We start from the raw sequence: 19,088 nt of genomic DNA, 5'->3' as shown, positions 1-19,088 counted from the left end.
TTCACTTCCGCTCGTAGGCGGCCATGGCGGCCCGCACGGCCGGGGAGAACAGCTCGGGGCCGATGGCGTCGGAGTGGGCGAGGCCTTCGGGGGTGAGCCTGAGGGTCGTCGGGTCCGCGTCGGTCAGCCAGCCGCGGTCGGCGAAGCGTTCGAGCTCGGGGCCGAAGTCGTCGGCGGGCGCGCCGCCGAAGCGGGCCCGGTAGTCGTCGAGGCGCAGGCCCTCGGCCTGGAGGAGCGACTGGAGCAGGTGGCGGCGGCGCGCCTCCTGGCCGTTCATGGGGTGGCCGACCTCGGCGTGGGCGAAGTCGGACGCGTCGGCGGCGACGTAGTCGTCGATGATGCCCCGGATCTGGTGCATGCCGACGGCGTAGTCGAAGGAGTAGTGCAGGCCGGCCGTGTAGGAGCGGGCTCCGCAGCCGAGGCCGATCATGCCGTCGGTCTGGCAGGCGTAGTCGTCCGCGCCCTGCGGCGGGGCGTCGGTACGGCGGAACATGCGCATGGACTGCTGGGTGTAGCCGTGCGCGAGGAGGTGGTCGCGGCCGGCGCGGTACAGCCGTAGCCGCTGCTCGTCCCAGGCCGGGTCGGGGCCCGCGGCCCCGCCGGGACCGCGACGGTCGAGGCCGGTCAGGGGACGGACGTAGAGCGGGTAGAGGTAGAGCTCCTCGGGCCGCCAGGCAAGGGCCGCGTCCAGGGAGTGCCGCCAGGTCCGCTCGGTCTGGCCGTCGATGCCGTAGATCAGGTCGATGTTGAGGACCGGGACGGCGGTGTCGCGGACGCGGGCGAGCGCCGCCTCGACCTCGGCGCGCCGCTGCGGGCGTACGGCGGCCCTGGCCTCGGAGTCGACGAAGCTCTGCACGCCCAGGCTCAGTCGGGTGGCGCCCCGGCCGGCCAGGACGGCGAGGCGGTCGGCGGTGGCCGTGGCGGGCGAGGCCTCGACCGACAGCGGGACCGCGCGGAGGTCGGCGCCCATGCGGTGCTCGGCGATGTCGCAGAGCCGGTCCAGCTCGGCGGCGGTGAGGAAGGTGGGGGTGCCGCCGCCGAAGGCAGCCGTGGCGAAGCGGACGTCGTCCGTCTCCCCCAGTGCCTCCCGTACGGCCCTCGCCTGCCGTTCCAGGGCGTCGAGGTAGGCGCCGGTCAGTCCGTCGGGGGCGCCGATGCGGGTGAAGAGGTTGCAGAAGCCGCAGCGGACCTCGCAGAACGGTATGTGCAGGTAGAGGGAGAGTGCGTCCTTGGGCTCGGCCGCCCAGAGGGTTTTGAGGGACGGGCGGTCGGGGAGCTGCCGGTAGGCCGTCTTGTGCGGGTAGGCGTAGACGTAGTGCTGATACGGGCCGGTGCGGGTGGCCGGCTCGGCGGTGGTCATCGGCCGGCCTCCGTCGGACGGGGTGCGGGGTCGAGGAAGAAGTGGGCGTACGGCACGGTCCACACGGACTCGTGGCCGAGGCGGTGCCCGGTGTAGCCGTCGTCGCCGTAGGCGGTGCCGTGGTCGGAGCAGACGATCGCGAAGCAGCGGCGCCTGCTGCTCGCGGCGGCGAACAGGCGCCCGATGTGCCGGTCCACGTACTCGAGCGCGGCGGCGTGCGTCTCCCGGCTGTCGCCGGTCTCACGGGTCGCGCCGGGCAGATGGAACCAGTTCGGCTGGTGCAGGGCGGACACGTTGACGAAGAGGAACAGTCGCTGTTCGTGCGGGAGCCGGCGTACGACGCGCTCGGCCTCGGCGACCTGGTTCTCGAAGGACCCGGGTGAGGTGACGCCGAACTCCGGTGCCCAGTGCGACTCGTGGAACAGGCCGGGCAGCACCGAGCCCAGCGGACCCTGCTTGTTGAAGAAGCCCACTCCCCCGATGCACACGGTGTGGTAGCCGTCCGCGGCGAGGCCCGAGACCAGGTCGGGGGTGTCGTAGACGTAGGTTCCGCCCGCGGTGGTCTCGCTGCCCGCGAAGCTCGCCGCGAACAGGCGCGGATGCGGTCCGGGAGCGGCCGGGGTCGGCAGGAAGCCCGCGAAGATCGCCTGGTGGGAGGCGTAGGTGAAGCTGCCCGGCGCGTGCCGCTCCTCCCAGCGGCCGCCGGGGAGGTGGCCGGCCAGGTGGGGGATACGGCCCGCGGCCGCCAGCTCGGCTGCGACGTCGTGGCGGAGTGTGTCGAGGGTGACGAGCAGGAGGTCGTGGCTGCCCACCACCTCGTTCATGTCGGGCTCAGGCATGCGGTGTTCCTGTTCTGTACCGGGCGAGGTCACCCAGGACGGCGGCCACTTGGGCGGCATGGGTGTCGAGGCCCTCCGCGCCGCTGCCGGGCAGGCCGGTGAGCCGGGGCAGCAGGTCGCCGAAGGCGTTGACCTCGCCGACCGCGGCCCTGCGCCAGCCGACGGCCGGCAGCAGGTCGACACCGACGCACAGGGTGCGCGGGAAGCAGGCGGCGGCCTGCTCGCACACGCCCAGCAGGTCGGTCCAGCGGGCGCCCGCCGCCTCGACGGCCTCCCGGACGGCGTCCAGGTCGCCCCGGCGGCCGCCGAGATGGAGGTTGGTCATCGGCGAGCGGCTGGTGCGCACCACCGCGTGGGTGGCGCGACCGGCCACGACGACGACTCTGAGGTCGGCGGCCCTGCCGTCCTGGGAGGCCTTCGGCAGCCAGCGCTCGAGGTGCAGTCCGTCCGGGGCGAGCGCGTCGACGACGGCCGCGATGTCCTGCTCGCGTTCGTAACGGCGCACCTTGAGGGAGTTGTACAGGCCGCCGTCGGCGGCCAGTTCCACGGAGGTGGTGGCCCTGATCCGGCCGCCGCCGCCCGACTCGACGGCGAGGACGCCCGAGGCGGACGATCCGTGCGCGGGTTTCACGAAGAGCCGGGCCATCCGGTGCTCACGCATCGACGCGCGTACGTCGTCCCAGCCGCGCACCGGCGCGCCCTGCGGACCCGAGGTGGGTGAGGCGGGCACCGGGACGCCCGCCGCGTCCAGGACGGCGTGGCAGAGCCGCTTGTCGAACAGCACCGCCAGCTCGTCCGGGTCGTCGAGGCGGACGCCGCCGCGCAGGCTGCGTACCGCGGTGGTGAAGCGGGTGTACCAGCGGCCCGAGCCCTCGACCCGCGTCGGATCGACGGCTCCGCGCAGCAGCCGGTCGACCTCGGGGTTCTCGCCGGGTGAGTCCAGGCGGACGATCTCCTCGGCGGCGAAGTCGGCGCCGCCGTCGCGCAGCACGTCCGCCCACGGCACGACACGCGGGGCCGGCAGGCCGGCCGCGCGTACCGCGTCCTCGAAGAGGGCGACCCGACGGTTCTCCGGGTTGCCGACCACCGCCAGGCGCGGCTCGGACGCGCGCGCCGGGCGGAACCCGTCGAGGGAGGAGGGACGGTGACCCATGGGTGGTGTGCTCACTCCCCGATGGCAACGTAGCGCCACGGCGTGCCGTCGTCGTCCGAGTCCTCCTCGGCGTCGTCGCGGTCGAGGTCCACCTCGACGCCCGCGGTCTCCACGGTCCGCCGGACGCGCTCCTGGAGGGACTCGCTCAGGTAGTGGTAGTGGAGGTCGAGCTTCTTGAGGTGGGTGAGCGGCTGACCGCCGAGCAGGGCGGCCGCACCCTCGTCGGTCAGCACGCCCATGGAGAGGTCCAGCACCTCCAGCCGGGCCACCACGGGCGCGGACGCGACGGCTGCGGCCACGGCGTCCTGGATCTCGCTGTTGCGCAGGGCGAGGTGACACAGGCTCGGCAGCCGGGCGCCGGACAGGATCGGCTCCAGGTCGGCGACCTCGCTGTCGCCGCCGTACTCGGGGGTGCCGAGCCACAGGTCGAGGTGGACCAGCGCGGGCAGGTCGCTGCCGCCGACCCCGCGCACGACCTCCGCGGGCAGCCCGCCCGTCTCGATCACGAGGCTGCGCAGCGCGCGGTGGCTCACGGCGGGGAAACGGAGCCCGGACCCGCCGCGCACGCCGAACTCCTCCAGCGCGGGGTACGCGGCCAGGAGCGGGGTGACATCGGTCTGGTTGATCCAGGAGATCTCGCACTCCTCCCCCACCATGTCGCCGAGGAACACCGCCCGCAGCGCGGGGAACCTGTCCCGGGCGGCCACCAGTGCCTCGATGACGTCGGAGGGGTCCGTGTCGTAGGCCTCCTGCCAGGCGCCGACGATCAGTGCTCTCACGCGGGTGGTGTCGACGGCGGAGCAGAAGCGGGCGAACGCCTTCGTCCAGTCCTCGTCGGCGTCGTAGACGTCGCTGGTGACGCGCCAGGCGAAGGCCTCCGGGTCGGGCAGGTCGTCCGTCCTGCCACCGGGGCCCGGGAAGGTGTGGGCGGGCAGCCGGTACAGCGCGTGCAGGTGGTCGGTGACGGTCATGCGGCTGCTCCCGGGAGAAAAAAGATGCGCGGTCCGTGATGTGTCCGCAGTTCTACCAACAGGCACTGACAACCCCCCGCGCCGGGGCCTCGGTTCGGAGCATCGGCTCGGGCCTCGGTGCGGGGGCGTTGTCAGTGGTGGTCCGTACCGTCTTCGTCATGAGGCCGGTGCGCGAAGCGTCCGGCGGGGAGGGGAGAGCCATGTACCGGCAGGGAGACGTGCTGATCGTGCCCGTCGAGGAGGAGGCGTTGCCGCCGCACGTGGCGGTCGCGCCGAAGGAGCGGCGGGACGGGCGGGGCCGGCTCGTGCTGGCGCTGGGCGAGGTCACGGGGCACGCCCACGCGGTGGTGGGCCCGGGCGATCTGGTCCGGGAGCCCGGGCCGTTCGGTCCGCTGCTGCTGCGCCTTCCCCAGGGCGGCCGGGTGGTCCACGAGGAGCATGCGGCGATCGCGTTGCCGAAGGGCTGGTACCGGGTGATCCGGCAGCGGGAGTACGTGCCCGGATCCGTGCGGATCGTCGCGGACTGAGGAGCGGGTGACCGAGATGACGGAGGGGCAGATGACGACCACGGACATTCCCGGGGCGGTGGTGGAGGGTACGTCCTTCGACGACGTCCGTGGCTGGCGCGCCTGTGCCGCGGCGGCCGTGCCCGCCGACCGCGCGGCCGCCGAGGCGGGCGTCCGCCGGGCCTACCGGCAGGCCGGGCTGCCGGAGCCGGAGCACGTGGTGTGGGCCGCTTCACCGCGGGCGGCGGTCACGCTGGTCCGGGAGTCGGCGGACAAGGGCCCCAGCGTGCGTGAGGCAGTCCGCAGCGCCCCGTGGGCGGGTGAACGGCAGCGGCTGCACACACGGTTGGGCGCGGCGGGCTGGGCGGCGCACTGGGCGGCGACCGGCGGGCTCCTGTGGGACACGACGCAGGCGCTGGTCGACCGGATCCGCGCCGGGGTGCTGGAGGAACTGGCCGGCGGGGACACGGGGAAGGAGGCGGCGGAGGTCCGGCTGGTGCTGCTGGACGCCGTGCTCGGTCAGCACGACGCACCGTGGCTCGCCGCGTTCCCGACGGACCGGGGCCCGCTCGAGGGGCTGGCCGCGGTGAGTCGCCACGCCGGCTGGTGGTGGCCGTTCGCGCGGCTGGCGGTGGTCTGTGAGCGTCCCGTCGCCCTGCACCGCGACGAGGCGGGCCGGCTCGACCACGGGGACGGCCCGGCACTGGCGTATCCCGACGGCTTCGCCCTGCACGCCTGGCGCGGCATGCCGGTCCCGGCCGGGTTCCTCGCCGAACTGCCGGCGCTCACCCCGGACCGGATCCGGTCCGAGGAGAACGCCGAACTGCGCCGGGTCATGCTGGAGTACTACGGCTACGACCGTTACCTGGCGGACTCCGGAGCGCGTCACGTCCACCGCGACGAGACGGGCACCCTATGGCGGATCGACCTCCCGGACGACGAGCCCGTCGTCATGGTGGAGGTCCTCAACTCCACACCGGAGCCGGACGGGACGCGACGCACCTACTGGCTGCGGGTACCGCCGGCGACCCGCACGGCGCGGGAGGGAGTCGCCTGGACCTTCCAACTGACGGCGGAGGTGTACGCGCCCGAGCGGGAGACGTGAACCGGAGAGCCTGTCGTGACCCGGAGGCCTCGCGGCCGGGCCTCAGCCTTCGGCGACGCGGGCCAGTACGTCGGCGACCTGGGCGTGGACCGCGTCCCGGGCGACGGCGGGAAGGGCGCCCAGGTCGGTGCCCGCCAGGGCGTGCAGGACCTGTTCCGGGTCCGGGTCGTACGGCGTGCTCTCGCTGAACACCTCGTAGCCGTCGCGTACGGCCACCCGCAGGTCGCGGGGGCTGTCGCCGTCGGCGTGCACCGCGGCGGCGACGACGAGGGGCGGTGGGCCGCCCGCCTCGCCCTCCAGTTTGCGGTAGCCGCTGACCAGGGGTGCGCGCCAGCGCAGGGCGAGCAGCACGTGACGCTTCGCCAGCAGCTCGGTCAGATCGGTGTCGTAGACGCTGTCGGATTCCAGGACGGTGGCCCGGGCGTCCAGGACGAGGGCCGCCGGGAGCAGACAGCGCAGGGTGCTGCCGACGATGTTGCCGCCGACCGTGGCGGCCCGGCGCACCGCGCCGGTGCCCACGCCGGAGGCCGCCCGGTGCAGCGCCTCGGGCACGGTGGCGTCGACGCGGTTCAGCAGCACGGCCCCGCCGAGTTCCTCGGGGCCGACCGTGCCGGCCTCCGGGACGTTGCGCAGCGACACGGCCTGCTCGGGGAAGCCGTCCCGCTGCCAGCCGGCCCACACGAGCGTGGCACCTCCTACCGGTACCGCTCCCTCGGCCAGACACCGCTGGGCTTCGGATATGGAGGAGGGAAGACGCAACTGCACGACAACCGACCTGCCTTCCCTGGATGTTCGTGGCGAGTGACACGGCGTCATCGTGTGTCCCCGTGTTCACCCGCCCGCATGATCAATGGCAGAACGGATTCTGCCCAGGCGCACGGGGGCGCATACAGGGCTCATGGCTGCACCTTGCGCAAGGTGAAATTGCGTTGCGGCCTGCTCCCCTCCCCAGGACCCTGGCGCCATGCCCTACGCCCTGCGTCCCGCCGCCCTCGCCGACGCGCCTGCCGTCACCGGTCTCCTCAACGAGATCGACCTCATCGAGATCGGCCGGCCCGAGACGGACCTGCACACCGTCGAAGCCGATCTGAAGCATCCCGAGACGGATCTGGAGCGGGACTCCTGGCTCGCCTTCGACGGGGACCGGCTGGTCGGCTACGGGCTGCTGTGGGACGAGTCGGGCGGCGAACGCGTCGATATCGACCACTACGTCCTGCCCGACCGGCAGGAGGCGGGCCGGCTCGTCCTGGCGGCGATGGAGACCCGGGCGCTGGAGAAGGCGCGGGAGAACGGCGCCGGGCGGGCCGTGGTGCATCTGCATCTCAACGCGGCGCCCACGCTCGACACCGAGCTGCTCCGCGCCCGCGGCTGGTCGGTCGTACGGCGGTATCACGTGCTGCGCCGCCCCCTGGACCGGGCCGGGGACCAGCCGTCGGCGCTGCCCGCCGGGTTCCGGCTGCGGTCCTGCGCCACCGAGGCGGACCGGGTCCGTGTCCACGCGCTCTACCAGTCCGCTTTCGCGGAGCACTTCGACTTCCAGCCGCGCGGTTACGAGCAGTGGCTGCACGACGTGGACGCGGCGGGGCTCGACTGGTCGCTCGTGTGGATCGCCGGCACGGACGAGTCCGGGGACGCCGGGTTCTTGATGGCCCGCGACGACCGCGAGGCGATGGGCTGGATCCGCAGCATCGGCGTGCTGCGCGAGGCCCGGGGATGCGGGCTGGCCGGGCTGCTGCTGCGGCACGCCTTCGCGGCCTTCGCCGCCCGGGGCCGGGACACCGTCGGGCTCGGCGTGGACACCTCCAACGCGACCGGCGCGCCCGGGCTGTACGCGCGCCACGGAATGGTCCTGCACTACGCCGTGGACACCTGGGAGGCCGTCCTGCGGTGACCGTGCGCGCCCGGTCCGCGCACACGGACGGCCTGATCAGGGGCGGGAGCCTACGGTGTCTCGGCGGGAAGCCGTGTCGGCACCACCGGAAGCATCATGCCGTCACCGAGCGGCGCCGTGTGCGGTACGAGGGCACCCTCCCTGGCGATCTGGAGCAGATCCGGCAGTGCGTACGGTTCGGCACCGTCTAGGTCGACCTGGTAGCCGAGGTCGCCGAGGCTCGCCGCCGTCATCCGGCTCAGCGGGTTGCCGGCTCCGGAGATGAACGGCGACATGAGTTCGTTGACGAAGACCGCCTCGCGCCAGTGGCTGTCCTGAGTGCCGGGCCCGCCGAAGTTGGCGACCGGTACCGGGACCGGGTCCTCCTCACCGAGGAGTGCGGCGAACTCGGCCATCGCCTGGGGACCGACGAAAGTGGGGTTCTGGGTCCCGGCGCCCTTGAGGAGGTCGAACGCCGCCCACAGGGTGCCGACGCCCAGGACGTGTCCCATCTCGTGCGTGATCACGTCGACGAGCGTGCCGTCCGCTTCCATCTGGCTGAGATCGGCGGAGTCGAACCTCATCACGCCCTTCGCCGGCAGAAACGACCCGAACTGCGCGGAGTCGTCACGGAAGTCGGTGGGACCGGCCATCCCCAGCACACGGCCGGGGCCGTCGATGGTGACCCCTTCGGCCTCGATGAGCAGATCGTCGATGATGTCGCCGTTGACGAGGGCGGTGTCCAGATCCCCGACGATGACCTTCGCCCAACGGTCGGCCGCCGCGGCGAAGGCGTCCTGCTGAGTGCTCGTCAGTCCGCCGAGGAAGCGGATCTCGATGGTGAACGGTGACGTCGTGCGGGCTATTTCTCTGGCCCGCTCGAAACTGGCGACCGCTCGATACGTCTGGAAGGTGTTGGTGGCGACCTTGCTCATCGCGGTTCTCCTCCATGTCGGCCCGGACGAAGAGTCACCCCTCTTCCCAGACTAGGCCGACCGGGTGGGCCGTGCGCGTCGACGCCCTGCCGATGTCGGGTGATCGAGTTGCGAAGCAGCGAGCTGTTTCAGGTTCAACAGGGCCCGGTATCACGCGGAGTTGTCCCGGCGGTACGGGGACCGGGGCCGAGGCCGCCTCCGAGCCGAGGGCGCTGCGCGCACGAGCGGGCGCGTCACGCGCCGGCCCGGCTCGACGCGGAGGAGTCGCGGCGTGCCCGGCCGAATCTGCACCTGTGCGGCCGTCAAGGCCGTCACGGTGCGGCTGGGCGTCGAGGACCACCGGTGACGTGGCGCGGTCCCGGCCTTGAGGTGCGGGTGAGAGGCGGCTCTCATAACATGGTATTCGAGGGTTTTTCATGGTATTCGCGCGCCGGAGGCGGGCTCGGCCGGTCGCCGACGGCGGCCCTCGCCGACCCCGACCCGTCGGCCGGGACGAGCGGCCGCCGCAGGCTTCGACTCCCTCGCTCTTTCGCCCCCCCTTGGCCGTCGTCCGTGCGAGGGCGTGCGCCGTTTTCGTGCAGGACAGGAGCAACGTGATGAGCGAGCGACCACGCGCCGCACGGCGTCCCGCGGCCGGATACCGTACGTCCTTGCCCTGGCGGATCGTCACCGCGGGCGCCCAGTACATCGACCGGCGCGTCGGCTGGGACAGGCTGCCCGTCCTGCCGGGGCTGCTGACACTCCTCGGGCTGCGCGTCAGGCTCCGGCAGAAGAACCTCCACGACACCGGTCGTCTGCCCTCGGTCGACCCCGCCGGTTCGGCGCCGCCGTCCGAGAGCCACAAGGTCAACCGGACCGCCGACGGCAGCCACAACGACCTCGGCGAGCCTCGGATGGGCATGGCGGGCACGCGCTTCGGCCGGAACATCCCGCTGGACCGGATCGCCCCGGCCGCGCCCGAGGACGTCCTGTCGCGGCCGAGCCCCCGCGAAGTCAGCCGCGCGCTGCTCACCCGGGACGGATTGACCCCGGCGGAGTCGGTCAACTCCCTGGTCGCCGCCTGGCTCCAGTTCATGGTCCGCGACTGGTTCAGCCACGGTACGAGCCCCACGGAGCGGCCCTGGGAACTCCCCCTCACGGACGACGACCCGTGGCCGGAACAGCCCATGCGGATCATGCGGACACCGGACGACCCGACGCGCGACCCCGCGGCACCGGCCGGGACGCCCGACACCCGCGTCAACGTCTCCTCCCACTGGTGGGACGCCTCGCAGCTCTACGGATCGAACGAGTCCGAGCAGCGCCTGATGCGCACCGGCGAGCTGGGCAAGGTGCACCTGTGGGACGACGAGCAGTCCCCGTTCCCCTCGGACGCCTCCCACGATCCCTCGCGGGTGCCCGGCTTCTGGCTGGGTCTGGCGATGATGCAGCGCCTGTTCGCCCGGGAGCACAACGCGATCTGCGACCACCTGCACGGCGCGTACCCGTCCTGGGGCGACGAGGAGTTGTTCCAGCGCGCCCGCCTGATCAACGCCGCACTGCTCGCCAAGATCCACACCGTGGAGTGGACCCCGGCTGTGATCAGCCACCCCACCACCGTCACGGCGCTGCGCGCCAACTGGTGGGGTCTCGCGGGCGAGCGCGTCCACAACCTCTTCGGCCGGATCAGCGGCAGCGAGGTCGTCAGCGGTATCCCCGGGGGCAAGACGGACCACTACGGCGTCCCGTACGCCCTCACCGAGGAATTCGTCGCCGTCTACCGGATGCACCCGCTGATCCGTGACGAATGGCACCTGCGCTCCGCCGCCGACGACGCCACCCTGCGGCACTGCACCCTCCGTGACATCTCGGGCCCCGGTGCGCTGAAGGTCCTGGAGACCACCGGGACGGCCGATCTGCTCTACAGCTTCGGCACCCTGCATCCCGGACTGGTCACCCTGCACAACTTCCCCCGGTTCCTCCAGGAGTTCGAGCGTCCCGACGGCCGTCTTCAGGACCTCGCCGCCACCGACATCCTGCGCTCCCGTGAGCTGGGCGTCCCTCGCTACAACGAGTTCCGCCGTCTGCTGCGGCTGAGGCCGGCGAAGACCTTCGCGGAGCTGACGGACAATCCGCAGTGGGCGGAGCAGATCGAGCGGCTCTACGACGGGGATGTCGAGAAGGTCGATCTCATGGTGGGGCTGTACGCGGAACGGCTGCCGACCGGATTCGCCTTCAGCGACACGGCGTTCCGCATCTTCGTCCTGATGGCCTCGCGCCGACTGAACAGCGATCGCTTCTTCACCGAGTACTACACGCCCGAGGTGTACTCCAAGGCCGGTATGGCCTGGATCGACGACAACAGCATGATCACGGTGCTGCTGCGCCACCACGCGGAGCTGCGTCCGGCGCTCGCGGGCCTGACGAACGCGTTCGTGCCGTGGCACATCGCCGGAAGGACGGTGAACTGACGTGGCTGCGACGGACAGGTCCCGTGGCGAGCGGGAGCGCCAGGTAGCGGCGGCCGCCGCACGGTACGGCGAAGCCGGCGACGAGCGGCGCGCGGTCGAGCGGCGGCAGGACGCCGGGGTCGCCTTCCCCGACTCCGAGGAGGCACTCGCGGCCCGCGCGGCCCGTCTGCTCGAACGGCACGCGGTGCCTCCCTCCATGGTGGTGGAGGCCGTCCGCGCGGAGCCGCTGGCCGCGACCGCGGCGTACGAACGCATCCTCGGGGTGTCCAAGGAGCTCCAGGCCTGGAGTTTCCTGCCGCGCGGCAGCCGGGCCGCACGTACCGTCGCCCGGATCTCGGTCCGGGAGAACGGCCGTGAACTGCCGCTCGGCACCGGCTTCCTCGTCTCGCCGAGCCTGCTGATGACCAACCATCATGTCCTCACCGACGCGGACGCCTCCCGGCAGTGCTTCGTGGAGTTCGACGCCCAGGTCACCGTCGACAACACACCTCAGGCGCCGACACGGCTGGGGCTCGACCCCGACTCCTTCTTCGCGGCGGACGAACGCCTCGACTTCGCGCTGGTGTTCGTCGCCTCCGGCCCGGACGGGCGGCCCCCCGGGGAGACGTTCGGCTGGAACCGGCTCAGCGTCCAGACCGGGAAGCTGGTGATCGGCGAGCCCGTCAACGTCATCGGCCACCCGATGGGCCGGCTGAAGGAGATCGCCGTACGCGACAACATGCTCCAGACGCGCCTCGACGACTTCCTCCACTACAGGACGGACACCGAGCCCGGGAACTCCGGATCCCCGGTCTTCAACGACCAGTGGGAGGTCGTCGCGCTCCATCACAGCGGGGTGCCCAGGACGGACGACAAGGGCCGCGTCCTGCGCCAGGACGGGCAGGTCTGGCGCCCCGGGGACGGCGAGGACGCCATCGACTGGGTGGCCAACGAGGGCGTGCGCATCAGCTCGATCCTGAAGCACCTCGCCGCGCTGCCGCGCACCTCCCCGCCGCCGTCACCGCTGGACGACCTGGGCGCCGAGGCTGGCCTGGCCCAGGCGCGGGCCGCCGCCGGTCCCGCCCCGGCACCCGCTGTCGTCGCCGCGCCGCCACCGGCTCCCGAGCGGGCCGCCGCGCGGGCGGGCCTGCGCGCCCGGGACGGCGCGTTCGGCGGCGACCGGCACCTGGTCTTCCTGCACGGTCGTTCCCAGGAGGGCAAGGACCCCGAGAAACTGCGCCGCGAATGGGCGGCCGGGCTCAACCAGGGTCTCGTGCGGGCCGGGCTTCCTCCCGTCGACCCGGCGGACGTCTGGTTCCCCTACTACGGCGACAGGCTGGCGCAGGCCCTCACCGCGTACGAAGCCGTCCCCCACGTGGTCGAGGCGCCGACCGCCATGGCGGCGGAGGCGGTCGCGCCCTCCGCTCCGTCCGCCCGGGCGGTGTACGAGGAGATCATCGGCGAGGCGGCCCTGAAGTGGGACATGCCGCAGGAGCGGCAACTGGCCACCGAGGGCTTCGGTCTGGGCGACATCGTCGGTGTCCTCCAGAAGAGGCTGAGCTGGCTGGCCGCCAGGAGCGACCTCGACGAATGGGCCATCGCCCTGATCTTCCGTGACGTGGCCGCGTACCTCGACGACACCCGGCCCGTCCGTGAGGAGGTCCTGAACTGTGTCCTCGAGGCGGTGCCGGACTCGGGCGAGGTGGTCCTCGTCAGTCACAGCCTGGGCACGGTCGTCGGCCTGGACCTCACCACACGGCTGTCCCCCGGGGTGAGCGTCGTCCATCTGACCACCGCCGGCAGCCCTCTCGGCCTGGACAGTGTGTACAGCAGGCTCCTCCTGGGCGGGCCCAAGCGTCCCGACATGGTCGCGGACTGGGGCAACGTGTGGTGCCCCAACGACGCGGTCGCCATCGGATGCCCGCTGGCCGACGACTGGGCGGACGGCCTGACCGACCTCGCCGTCATCAACGCCCGCGACCGGGCCCACAGCATCGTGGAGTACCTCGCCCACACCGAGGTCGCCCGGTCGGTCGGCAGCCGCCTCGCGCTCTGAGCCGGCCGTCGCACCTGCCCTCCGTGAGGAGCCGTCAGCCGTTCGGCGCCAGCCACGGCACCGGGTCGGCGTAGTAGCCGTCGTAGATCACCTCGAAGTGCAGATGGGGCCCTGTGGACAGGCCGGTGGAGCCGACCCGCCCCAGCGGGGTCCCGGACTGCACGGTCTGTCCCACGGTGACGTCGATGGCGGAAAGGTGGCTGTACGTGGTCTGCAGCCGTTTGCCCTCGATCGTGCCGTGGTCGACGACGACCCGGTTGCCGTAGGCCGTGGTCATGGCCGCGAAGACGACCGTGCCCGCGCGGGCGGCGGAGACCTGGGCGCCCTGGGGTGCGCCGAAGTCCACGCCGGTGTGGAGTTTGGTGACGCCGGTGAGGGGGTGCTGGCGGGAGCCGTAGGGCGAGGTGATGGTGAGGGTGGTGACGGGCGGTGCCAGGATCGCGTCGGCCAGGACGCCACCGCCGCTCGCGTCCTCCCGGTCGAAGGCCTCGTACTTCGCGAACAGGGCCTTGACCTCGCCGAGGTAGGTCTGCGCCGAGGCGGGGACGCCGCCCGCCTTCGTCACGGCGTCCGTGCCGACCGCGTAGGCGGCGAGGGTGAGGTCGACGAGGTCCCCGTTGACGGTCCCGTCGGTTCTGAGGCCGGTGACCTGCCGGGCCAGGGAGCAGTCCTGGCGGCCGAGCGCCATGATGGCGTCGGCCGGATCGCTCGGGGAGGAGCGGCCGTTGCCGTCGTCGTCCTTGCCCCAGGTCTTCCAGTCGGCGGCGGTGAAGGCGGCGATGCCCTGCGGGCCGGAGGCGGTCGCGCCGGCGTTGCTCCAGCCGGTGAGCTGGTCGATCTGCGCGGCGAGGGCGGACGGGGTGACGACCGTGCAGGCGTCGGCGGACTTGCGCAGCCAGGGCCCGTAGCTCGCGTCGACACCGCCGGGGGCGGCGTCCTGCGCGGTGCTGTCCCCGGGGCTCCAGTCGTCGGGAAACCCACCGGTCAGGGCGAGGAACCCGGCGACCGTGGTGAGGGTGACCAGGCCCGGCAGGACCAGGAGGGTGAAGGGGCCCGGGCCGCGCCGACGGGGTCGTGGGGCGGTTGTTTCCGGGGCCGGCGTCACCGGGGCGGGGGTCTCCTCGGCGGGGGCCTCCGGGGCTGCGACGGTCTCGTACGCAGGGGTCTCGACGGCGGGTTCGTCGCTCACGCGGCGGACTCCGGACGACGGGTCAACGGCCGCTGCGGCCCAGTGCAGTTGTTCACGGACGGACGTTAGCGGACGACCCGGCGCGGGTCACCGGACGCGAGGGCAGACCCGCTGCCCCTGTGGGCAGCGCACCCCGGAGGGCTGTCGGTGGGAGTTGGTAGAAAGTACGCCGCACGGGCCGGGGCGCGCAGTTCCGGCCACCGTCCGCTCACGGAGGTACCCGCCCATGACGCTGGCGCACATCTCGGAACTGCACGGCCTGCCGGTGTACGTCTTCCCGCTGCCCGGGGAGACCTCCCGGGACCTCCCCGAAGCGGAGTCCGTGGCCTGGAAGCTCGTCCGGCAGGAGAACGACCCGGAGGACTTCGACGACTGCTGGAACCGGTTCCTGGAGACCGTGGACCCGTCGCGGGTGCGCGCCCTGGTCCTCGGGGCGGGTGCCTACGGCAGCGAGCTGGACGCCGGCGACTGCTGCGACGAGGTGGTGGAGCGCCTCGCCGGGGCGGCGGACCGGCTGACCGGCCTTCGGGCCCTCTATCTCGCGGACCTCGAATTCGAGGAGTGCGAGCTCTCCTGGATCGTCCAGGGCGACGTCAGCCCGTTCCTCGCCGCCTACCCGGGGCTGGAGGAGCTCGCCGTCCGCGGTTCGGGCGGTGGCTTCGGCGGCGGCCGGGGCCTGGAGTTCACGCCGTTGCGCCACGAGAGTCTGCGCGTCCTGCGTTTCGAGAACGGCGGGCTGCCGGCCGAGGTGGTGCACGGGATCGCCGCCTCGGACCTGCCCGCGCTGGAGCACCTGGACCTGTGGCTGGGCGCGGAGTCGTACGGCCGTAGCACCACCGTGGCCGACCTGGAGCCGATCCTGGACGGCTCCCGGCTGCCCGCCCTGCGTCGGCTGGGTCTCCAGAACGGCGACAACCAGGACGAGGTGGCCGCCGCCGTCGCCGGGGCGCCCGTGGTGGCCCGGCTGACGGCCCTGCACCTGGGCCGCGGCACCCTGTCCGACACGGGCGCCGCGGCTCTGCTGAGCGGTCAGCCGCTGGTGCATCTCCAGGAGCTGGACCTGCACCACCACTACCTGTCCGCCGCGATGGCCGAGCGGATACGGCAGGCTCTGGAGCCCTACGGCGTGAAGGTGGACCTGTCGGGCCGGGAGGACGCGGACGACCCGGACGACCGGTACGTGGCCGCGGGCGAGTGACCGTCCGCGGCCCGCGACCTCATCCCACCTCGACCAGCAGGTCGCCGCCTTCCACCTGCTGGATCCGGTTGATGGCCAGCCGCGACACCGTGCCGGCCTTCGGCGCCGTGATCGTGGCCTCCATCTTCATCGCCTCGATGGTGGCGACGGTCGCGCCGGCCTCCACCTCGTCGCCCTCGGCGACCGCGAGGGTGACCACGCCCGCGAACGGCGCGGCGACATGCCCGGGGTTTGCGCGGTCGGCCTTCTCGGTCACCGGCACGTCGGAGGCCGCGGCCTTGTCCCGCACCTGGATGGGCCGCAGTTGGCCGTTCAGGGAGGACATGACCGTGCGCAGGCCGCGCTCGTCGGCCTCACCGACGGCCTGGAGCTCGATCAGCAGCCGGACGCCCGGCTCGAGGTCGACGGCGTACTCCTTGCTCGGACGCAGACCGTAGAAGAAGTCCTTGCTGTCGAGCACGCTGGTGTCGCCGTAGGCCTGGCGGTGGCTCTCGAAGTCGCGGGTCGGGCCGGGGAAGAGCAGCCGGTTGAGGGTGGTGCGGCGGGTCTTCTCCAGGCCCTCGCGGTCCTCGGTGGTCAGTTCCTGGACGGGCTTGGCCTCGGTGCGGCCCCGCAGCGCCTTGCTGCGGAACGGCTCGGGCCAGCCGCCGGGCGGGGTGCCGAGTTCGCCGCGCAGGAAGCCGATGACGGAGTCGGGGATGTCGTAGCGGTCGGGCGACGCCTCGAAGTCCTCCGGGGACACTCCGGCACCGACCAGGTGCAGGGCGAGGTCGCCGACCACCTTGGAGGACGGGGTGACCTTCACCAGGTGGCCGAGGATGCGGTCGGCGGCGGCGTACATCGCCTCGATGTCCTCGAAGCGGTCGCCGAGGCCGAGCGCCACAGCCTGGGTGCGCAGGTTGGAGAGCTGCCCGCCGGGGATCTCGTGGTGGTAGACGCGTCCGGTCGGGGAGGCAAGGCCGGCCTCGAACGGGGCGTAGATCTTGCGGACGCCCTCCCAGTACGGCTCCAGGTCGCCGACGGCCTGGAGATCGAGGCCGGTGGGCCGCTCGGAGTGGTCGGTCGCGGCGACGATCGCGGACAGCGAGGGCTGCGAGGTCGTGCCCGCCATGGAGGCCACGGCGCCGTCGACGGCGTCCGCGCCGGCCTGGATCGCGGCCAGGTAGGTGGCGAGCTGGCCGCCGGCGGTGTCGTGGGTGTGCAGGTGCACCGGCAGGTCGAACTCACGGCGCAGCGCCGACACGAGCTTCGCGGCGGCCGGGGCGCGCAGCAGGCCCGCCATGTCCTTGACGGCCAGCACGTGGGCGCCCGCCTCGACGATCTGCTCGGCCAGGCGGAGGTAGTAGTCGAGGGTGTAGAGCCGCTCGTTCGGGTCGGACAGGTCGGAGGTGTAGCAGAGGGCGACCTCGGCGACAGCCGTGCCCGTCTCCCGTACGGCGTCGATGGCGGGCCGCATCTGGCCGACGTCGTTGAGCGCGTCGAAGATGCGGAAGATGTCGATGCCGGTGGCCGCGGCCTCCTGCACGAAGGCGTCGGTCACCTCGGTCGGGTAGGGCGTGTAGCCGACGGTGTTGCGGCCGCGCAGCAGCATCTGGAGGCAGATGTTGGGGACGGCCTCGCGCAGGGCCGCCAGCCGCTCCCACGGGTCCTCGGCGAGGAAGCGCAGGGCGACGTCGTAGGTGGCGCCGCCCCAGCACTCCAGCGACAGCAGCTGGGGCAGGGTCCGGGCGACCAGCGGGGCCGAGGCGAGCAGGTCCTTGGTGCGGACGCGGGTGGCCAGCAGGGACTGGTGGGCGTCGCGGAAGGTGGTGTCGGTGACGCCGATGGTCGGCGATTCGCGCAGTTGGCGGGCGAAGCCCTCGGGGCCGAGCCGGACCAGGCGCTGGCGGGAGCCCGCGGGCGGCTCGGTGTCGGGCACCGGCGGCAGCTTGGTGACCGGGTCGATCAGCTCGGGCCGCTCGCCGTGCGGCTTGTTCACCGTGACGTCGGCGAGGTAGGTCAGCAGCTTGGTGCCGCGGTCGGCCGAGGAGCGTGCGGTGAGCAGGTGCGGGCGCTGTTCGATGAACGACGTCGTGACGCGTCCGCCCTGGAAGTCCGGGTCGTCCAGGACGGCCTGGAGGAACGGGATGTTGGTGGACACACCCCGGATCCGGAACTCGGCCACGGCACGCCTGGCCCGTCCGATCGCGGTCTGGAAGTCCCGGCCCCGGCAGGTCAGTTTGACCAGCATCGAGTCGAAGTGCGCGCTGATCTCCGTACCCGCGTGGGTGGTGCCGCCGTCGAGGCGGATGCCGGATCCGCCGGGCGAGCGGTAGGCGCTGATGCGGCCGGTGTCGGGGCGGAAGCCGTTGGCGGGGTCCTCGGTGGTGATCCGGCACTGGAGGGCGGCGCCGTGCAGGGTGACGGTCTCCTGGGACAGGCCGAGGTCGGCCAGGGTCTCACCGGCGGCGATGCGCAGCTGGGCCTGGACGAGGTCGACGTCGGTGACCTCCTCGGTCACCGTGTGCTCGACCTGGATGCGCGGGTTCATCTCGATGAAGACGTGGTTGCCCGCGGGGTCGAGCAGGAACTCGACGGTACCGGCGTTGCGGTAGCCGATCTGGCGGGCGAAGCGCACCGCGTCGGCGCAGATGCGGTCGCGCAGCTCCGGGGCGAGGTTGGGCGCGGGGGCCAGCTCGATCACCTTCTGGTGACGGCGCTGGACCGAGCAGTCGCGCTCGAAGAGGTGGATGACGTTGCCCTCGCCGTCGGCGAGGATCTGCACCTCGATGTGGCGCGGGTCGACGACGGCCTTCTCCAGGAAGACGGTCGGGTCGCCGAAGGCGGACGCGGCCTCGCGGGAGGCCGCCTCGATGGACTCGCGCAGCACGGCCGGGTCCTCGACGCGGCGCATGCCCCGTCCGCCGCCTCCGGCGACGGCCTTGACGAACAGGGGGAAGCCGATCTCCTCGGCGGCCCGGACCAGTTCGTCGATGTCGTTGGAGGGCGCGGACGAGCCGAGCACGGGCACGCCCGCCGCGCGGGCCGCCGCGACGGCGCTCGCCTTGTTCCCGGTCAGTTCGAGGGTGCGCGCGTCGGGGCCGACGAACGTGATGCCCGCCTCCTCGCAGGCACGCGCGAGTTCGGGGTTCTCGGAGAGGAACCCGTAGCCCGGGTAGACGGCGTCGGCGCCCGCCCGGCGCGCGGCGCCGACGATCTCCTCGACGGAGAGATAGGCGCGCACCGGGTGCCCTTGTTCACCGATCTCGTAGGCCTCGTCGGCCTTCTGCCGGTGGAGTGAGTTGCGGTCCTCGTGCGGGAAGACCGCGACCGTGCGCGCGCCCAGCTCATAGCCGGCGCGGAACGCACGGATCGCGATCTCACCACGGTTGGCGACCAGCACCTTGCGGAACATCCGGGACCCCTTCAGCCTGGCGGTGACGAGGACCATCGTGTCGGTGCCTGACCTGGTTGGCCATGTGAGTCGGGCCACTCGGC

At 72.7% G+C, this 19,088-nt stretch carries 14 protein-coding genes; 6 read left to right on the top strand and 8 right to left on the bottom strand.

Going from position 1 to position 19,088, the window contains the following annotated elements; translation table 11 throughout:
• Nucleotide 1: 1 nt before the first annotated feature.
• From OG736_RS40030 to OG736_RS40015, 4 genes are read right to left on the bottom strand one after another with little or no spacing between them, the layout of a single operon-like run.
• Complete coding sequence (locus tag OG736_RS40030) at nt 2-1,360, bottom strand: STM4012 family radical SAM protein (protein WP_327186803.1); 1,359 nt, start codon at nt 1,358-1,360, stop codon at nt 2-4.
• Nucleotides 1,357-2,184 (bottom strand): STM4013/SEN3800 family hydrolase, encoded by an 828-nt coding sequence (locus OG736_RS40025; RefSeq protein WP_327187841.1) that lies wholly within the window; start codon nt 2,182-2,184, stop codon nt 1,357-1,359. The genes OG736_RS40030 and OG736_RS40025 overlap by 4 nt, the downstream gene beginning before the upstream one ends.
• 7 nt (nt 2,185-2,191) lie before the next feature.
• Nucleotides 2,192-3,352 carry an STM4014 family protein gene (locus tag OG736_RS40020; RefSeq protein ID WP_327187840.1) on the bottom strand — a complete coding sequence of 387 codons (1,161 nt, stop codon included), beginning with the start codon at nt 3,350-3,352 and terminating at the stop codon, nt 2,192-2,194.
• Between the two features lie 11 nt (nt 3,353-3,363).
• Nucleotides 3,364-4,323: an STM4015 family protein gene (locus tag OG736_RS40015; protein ID WP_327186802.1), complete on the bottom strand. Its 960-nt coding sequence runs from the start codon at nt 4,321-4,323 to the stop codon at nt 3,364-3,366.
• A 200-nt stretch (nt 4,324-4,523) separates the two neighbouring features.
• Here OG736_RS40015 and OG736_RS40010 point away from each other — a divergent pair, with 200 nt between their 5' ends.
• A complete protein-coding gene (locus tag OG736_RS40010) occupies nt 4,524-4,850 on the top strand; it encodes a DUF8820 family protein (protein ID WP_327186801.1) in 327 nt (108 codons plus the stop codon).
• Between the two features lie 31 nt (nt 4,851-4,881).
• The gene (locus OG736_RS40005; RefSeq protein ID WP_442817211.1) at nt 4,882-5,934 is read left to right on the top strand and encodes a DUF6745 domain-containing protein; all 1,053 of its coding nucleotides are present in this window, start codon (nt 4,882-4,884) and stop codon (nt 5,932-5,934) included.
• 42 nt (nt 5,935-5,976) lie between these two features.
• Here OG736_RS40005 and OG736_RS40000 read toward each other — a convergent pair whose 3' ends face one another.
• Entirely contained in the window at nt 5,977-6,699 is a 723-nt protein-coding gene (locus OG736_RS40000; protein WP_327186799.1) for an FAD binding domain-containing protein, read from the bottom strand.
• A 199-nt stretch (nt 6,700-6,898) separates the two neighbouring features.
• Between OG736_RS40000 and OG736_RS39995 the strand changes: the two genes are divergently transcribed.
• A complete protein-coding gene (locus OG736_RS39995) occupies nt 6,899-7,825 on the top strand; it encodes a GNAT family N-acetyltransferase (protein WP_327186798.1) in 927 nt (308 codons plus the stop codon).
• 50 nt (nt 7,826-7,875) lie between these two features.
• Here the strand turns inward: OG736_RS39995 and OG736_RS39990 are convergent, their stop codons facing one another.
• Nucleotides 7,876-8,739 carry a leishmanolysin-related zinc metalloendopeptidase gene (locus tag OG736_RS39990; protein WP_327186797.1) on the bottom strand — a complete coding sequence of 288 codons (864 nt, stop codon included), beginning with the start codon at nt 8,737-8,739 and terminating at the stop codon, nt 7,876-7,878.
• 596 nt (nt 8,740-9,335) lie between these two features.
• Between OG736_RS39990 and OG736_RS39985 the strand changes: the two genes are divergently transcribed.
• Both OG736_RS39985 and OG736_RS39980 read left to right on the top strand, forming a co-directional pair.
• Nucleotides 9,336-11,189, top strand: a complete 1,854-nt coding sequence (locus OG736_RS39985; RefSeq protein ID WP_327186796.1) for a peroxidase family protein — start codon at nt 9,336-9,338, stop codon at nt 11,187-11,189.
• Between the two features lies 1 nt (nt 11,190).
• Nucleotides 11,191-13,224, top strand: coding sequence for a trypsin-like serine peptidase (locus OG736_RS39980; RefSeq protein WP_327186795.1), 2,034 nt, complete (start codon nt 11,191-11,193; stop codon nt 13,222-13,224).
• 34 nt (nt 13,225-13,258) lie between these two features.
• Here OG736_RS39980 and OG736_RS39975 read toward each other — a convergent pair whose 3' ends face one another.
• The gene (locus OG736_RS39975) at nt 13,259-14,413 is read right to left on the bottom strand and encodes a M23 family metallopeptidase (protein WP_327186794.1); all 1,155 of its coding nucleotides are present in this window, start codon (nt 14,411-14,413) and stop codon (nt 13,259-13,261) included.
• Between the two features lie 226 nt (nt 14,414-14,639).
• Here OG736_RS39975 and OG736_RS39970 point away from each other — a divergent pair, with 226 nt between their 5' ends.
• Nucleotides 14,640-15,611, top strand: coding sequence for an STM4015 family protein (locus OG736_RS39970; RefSeq protein WP_327186793.1), 972 nt, complete (start codon nt 14,640-14,642; stop codon nt 15,609-15,611).
• A 19-nt stretch (nt 15,612-15,630) separates the two neighbouring features.
• Here the strand turns inward: OG736_RS39970 and OG736_RS39965 are convergent, their stop codons facing one another.
• On the bottom strand, nt 15,631-19,005 hold the full coding sequence (locus tag OG736_RS39965) for a pyruvate carboxylase (RefSeq protein ID WP_327186792.1): 3,375 nt from the start codon (nt 19,003-19,005) through the stop codon (nt 15,631-15,633).
• Nucleotides 19,006-19,088 lie beyond the last annotated feature (83 nt).

Source organism: Streptomyces sp. NBC_01334 (genome assembly GCF_035983595.1).
In the GTDB taxonomy this organism is placed as follows: Bacteria; Actinomycetota; Actinomycetes; order Streptomycetales; family Streptomycetaceae; genus Streptomyces; species Streptomyces coriariae.
Note: the sequence above shows the minus strand (reverse complement) of the source record. Positions and strands in the feature narration are given on the sequence as shown.

Bases quoted from the DNA above. Each gene is read 5' to 3' on its own strand.
- OG736_RS40030 (WP_327186803.1), bottom strand. From the start codon at position 1,360: ATGACCACCGCCGAGCCGGCCACCCGCACCGGCCCGTATCAGCACTAC.
- OG736_RS40025 (WP_327187841.1), bottom strand. From the start codon at position 2,184: ATGAACGAGGTGGTGGGCAGCCACGACCTCCTGCTCGTCACCCTCGAC.
- OG736_RS40020 (WP_327187840.1), bottom strand. From the start codon at position 3,352: ATGGGTCACCGTCCCTCCTCCCTCGACGGGTTCCGCCCGGCGCGCGCG.
- OG736_RS40015 (WP_327186802.1), bottom strand. From the start codon at position 4,323: ATGACCGTCACCGACCACCTGCACGCGCTGTACCGGCTGCCCGCCCAC.
- OG736_RS40010 (WP_327186801.1), top strand. From the start codon at position 4,524: ATGTACCGGCAGGGAGACGTGCTGATCGTGCCCGTCGAGGAGGAGGCG.
- OG736_RS40005 (WP_442817211.1), top strand. From the start codon at position 4,882: ATGACGACCACGGACATTCCCGGGGCGGTGGTGGAGGGTACGTCCTTC.
- OG736_RS39995 (WP_327186798.1), top strand. From the start codon at position 6,899: ATGCCCTACGCCCTGCGTCCCGCCGCCCTCGCCGACGCGCCTGCCGTC.
- OG736_RS39990 (WP_327186797.1), bottom strand. From the start codon at position 8,739: ATGAGCAAGGTCGCCACCAACACCTTCCAGACGTATCGAGCGGTCGCC.
- OG736_RS39985 (WP_327186796.1), top strand. From the start codon at position 9,336: ATGAGCGAGCGACCACGCGCCGCACGGCGTCCCGCGGCCGGATACCGT.
- OG736_RS39970 (WP_327186793.1), top strand. From the start codon at position 14,640: ATGACGCTGGCGCACATCTCGGAACTGCACGGCCTGCCGGTGTACGTC.
- OG736_RS39965 (WP_327186792.1), bottom strand. From the start codon at position 19,005: ATGTTCCGCAAGGTGCTGGTCGCCAACCGTGGTGAGATCGCGATCCGT.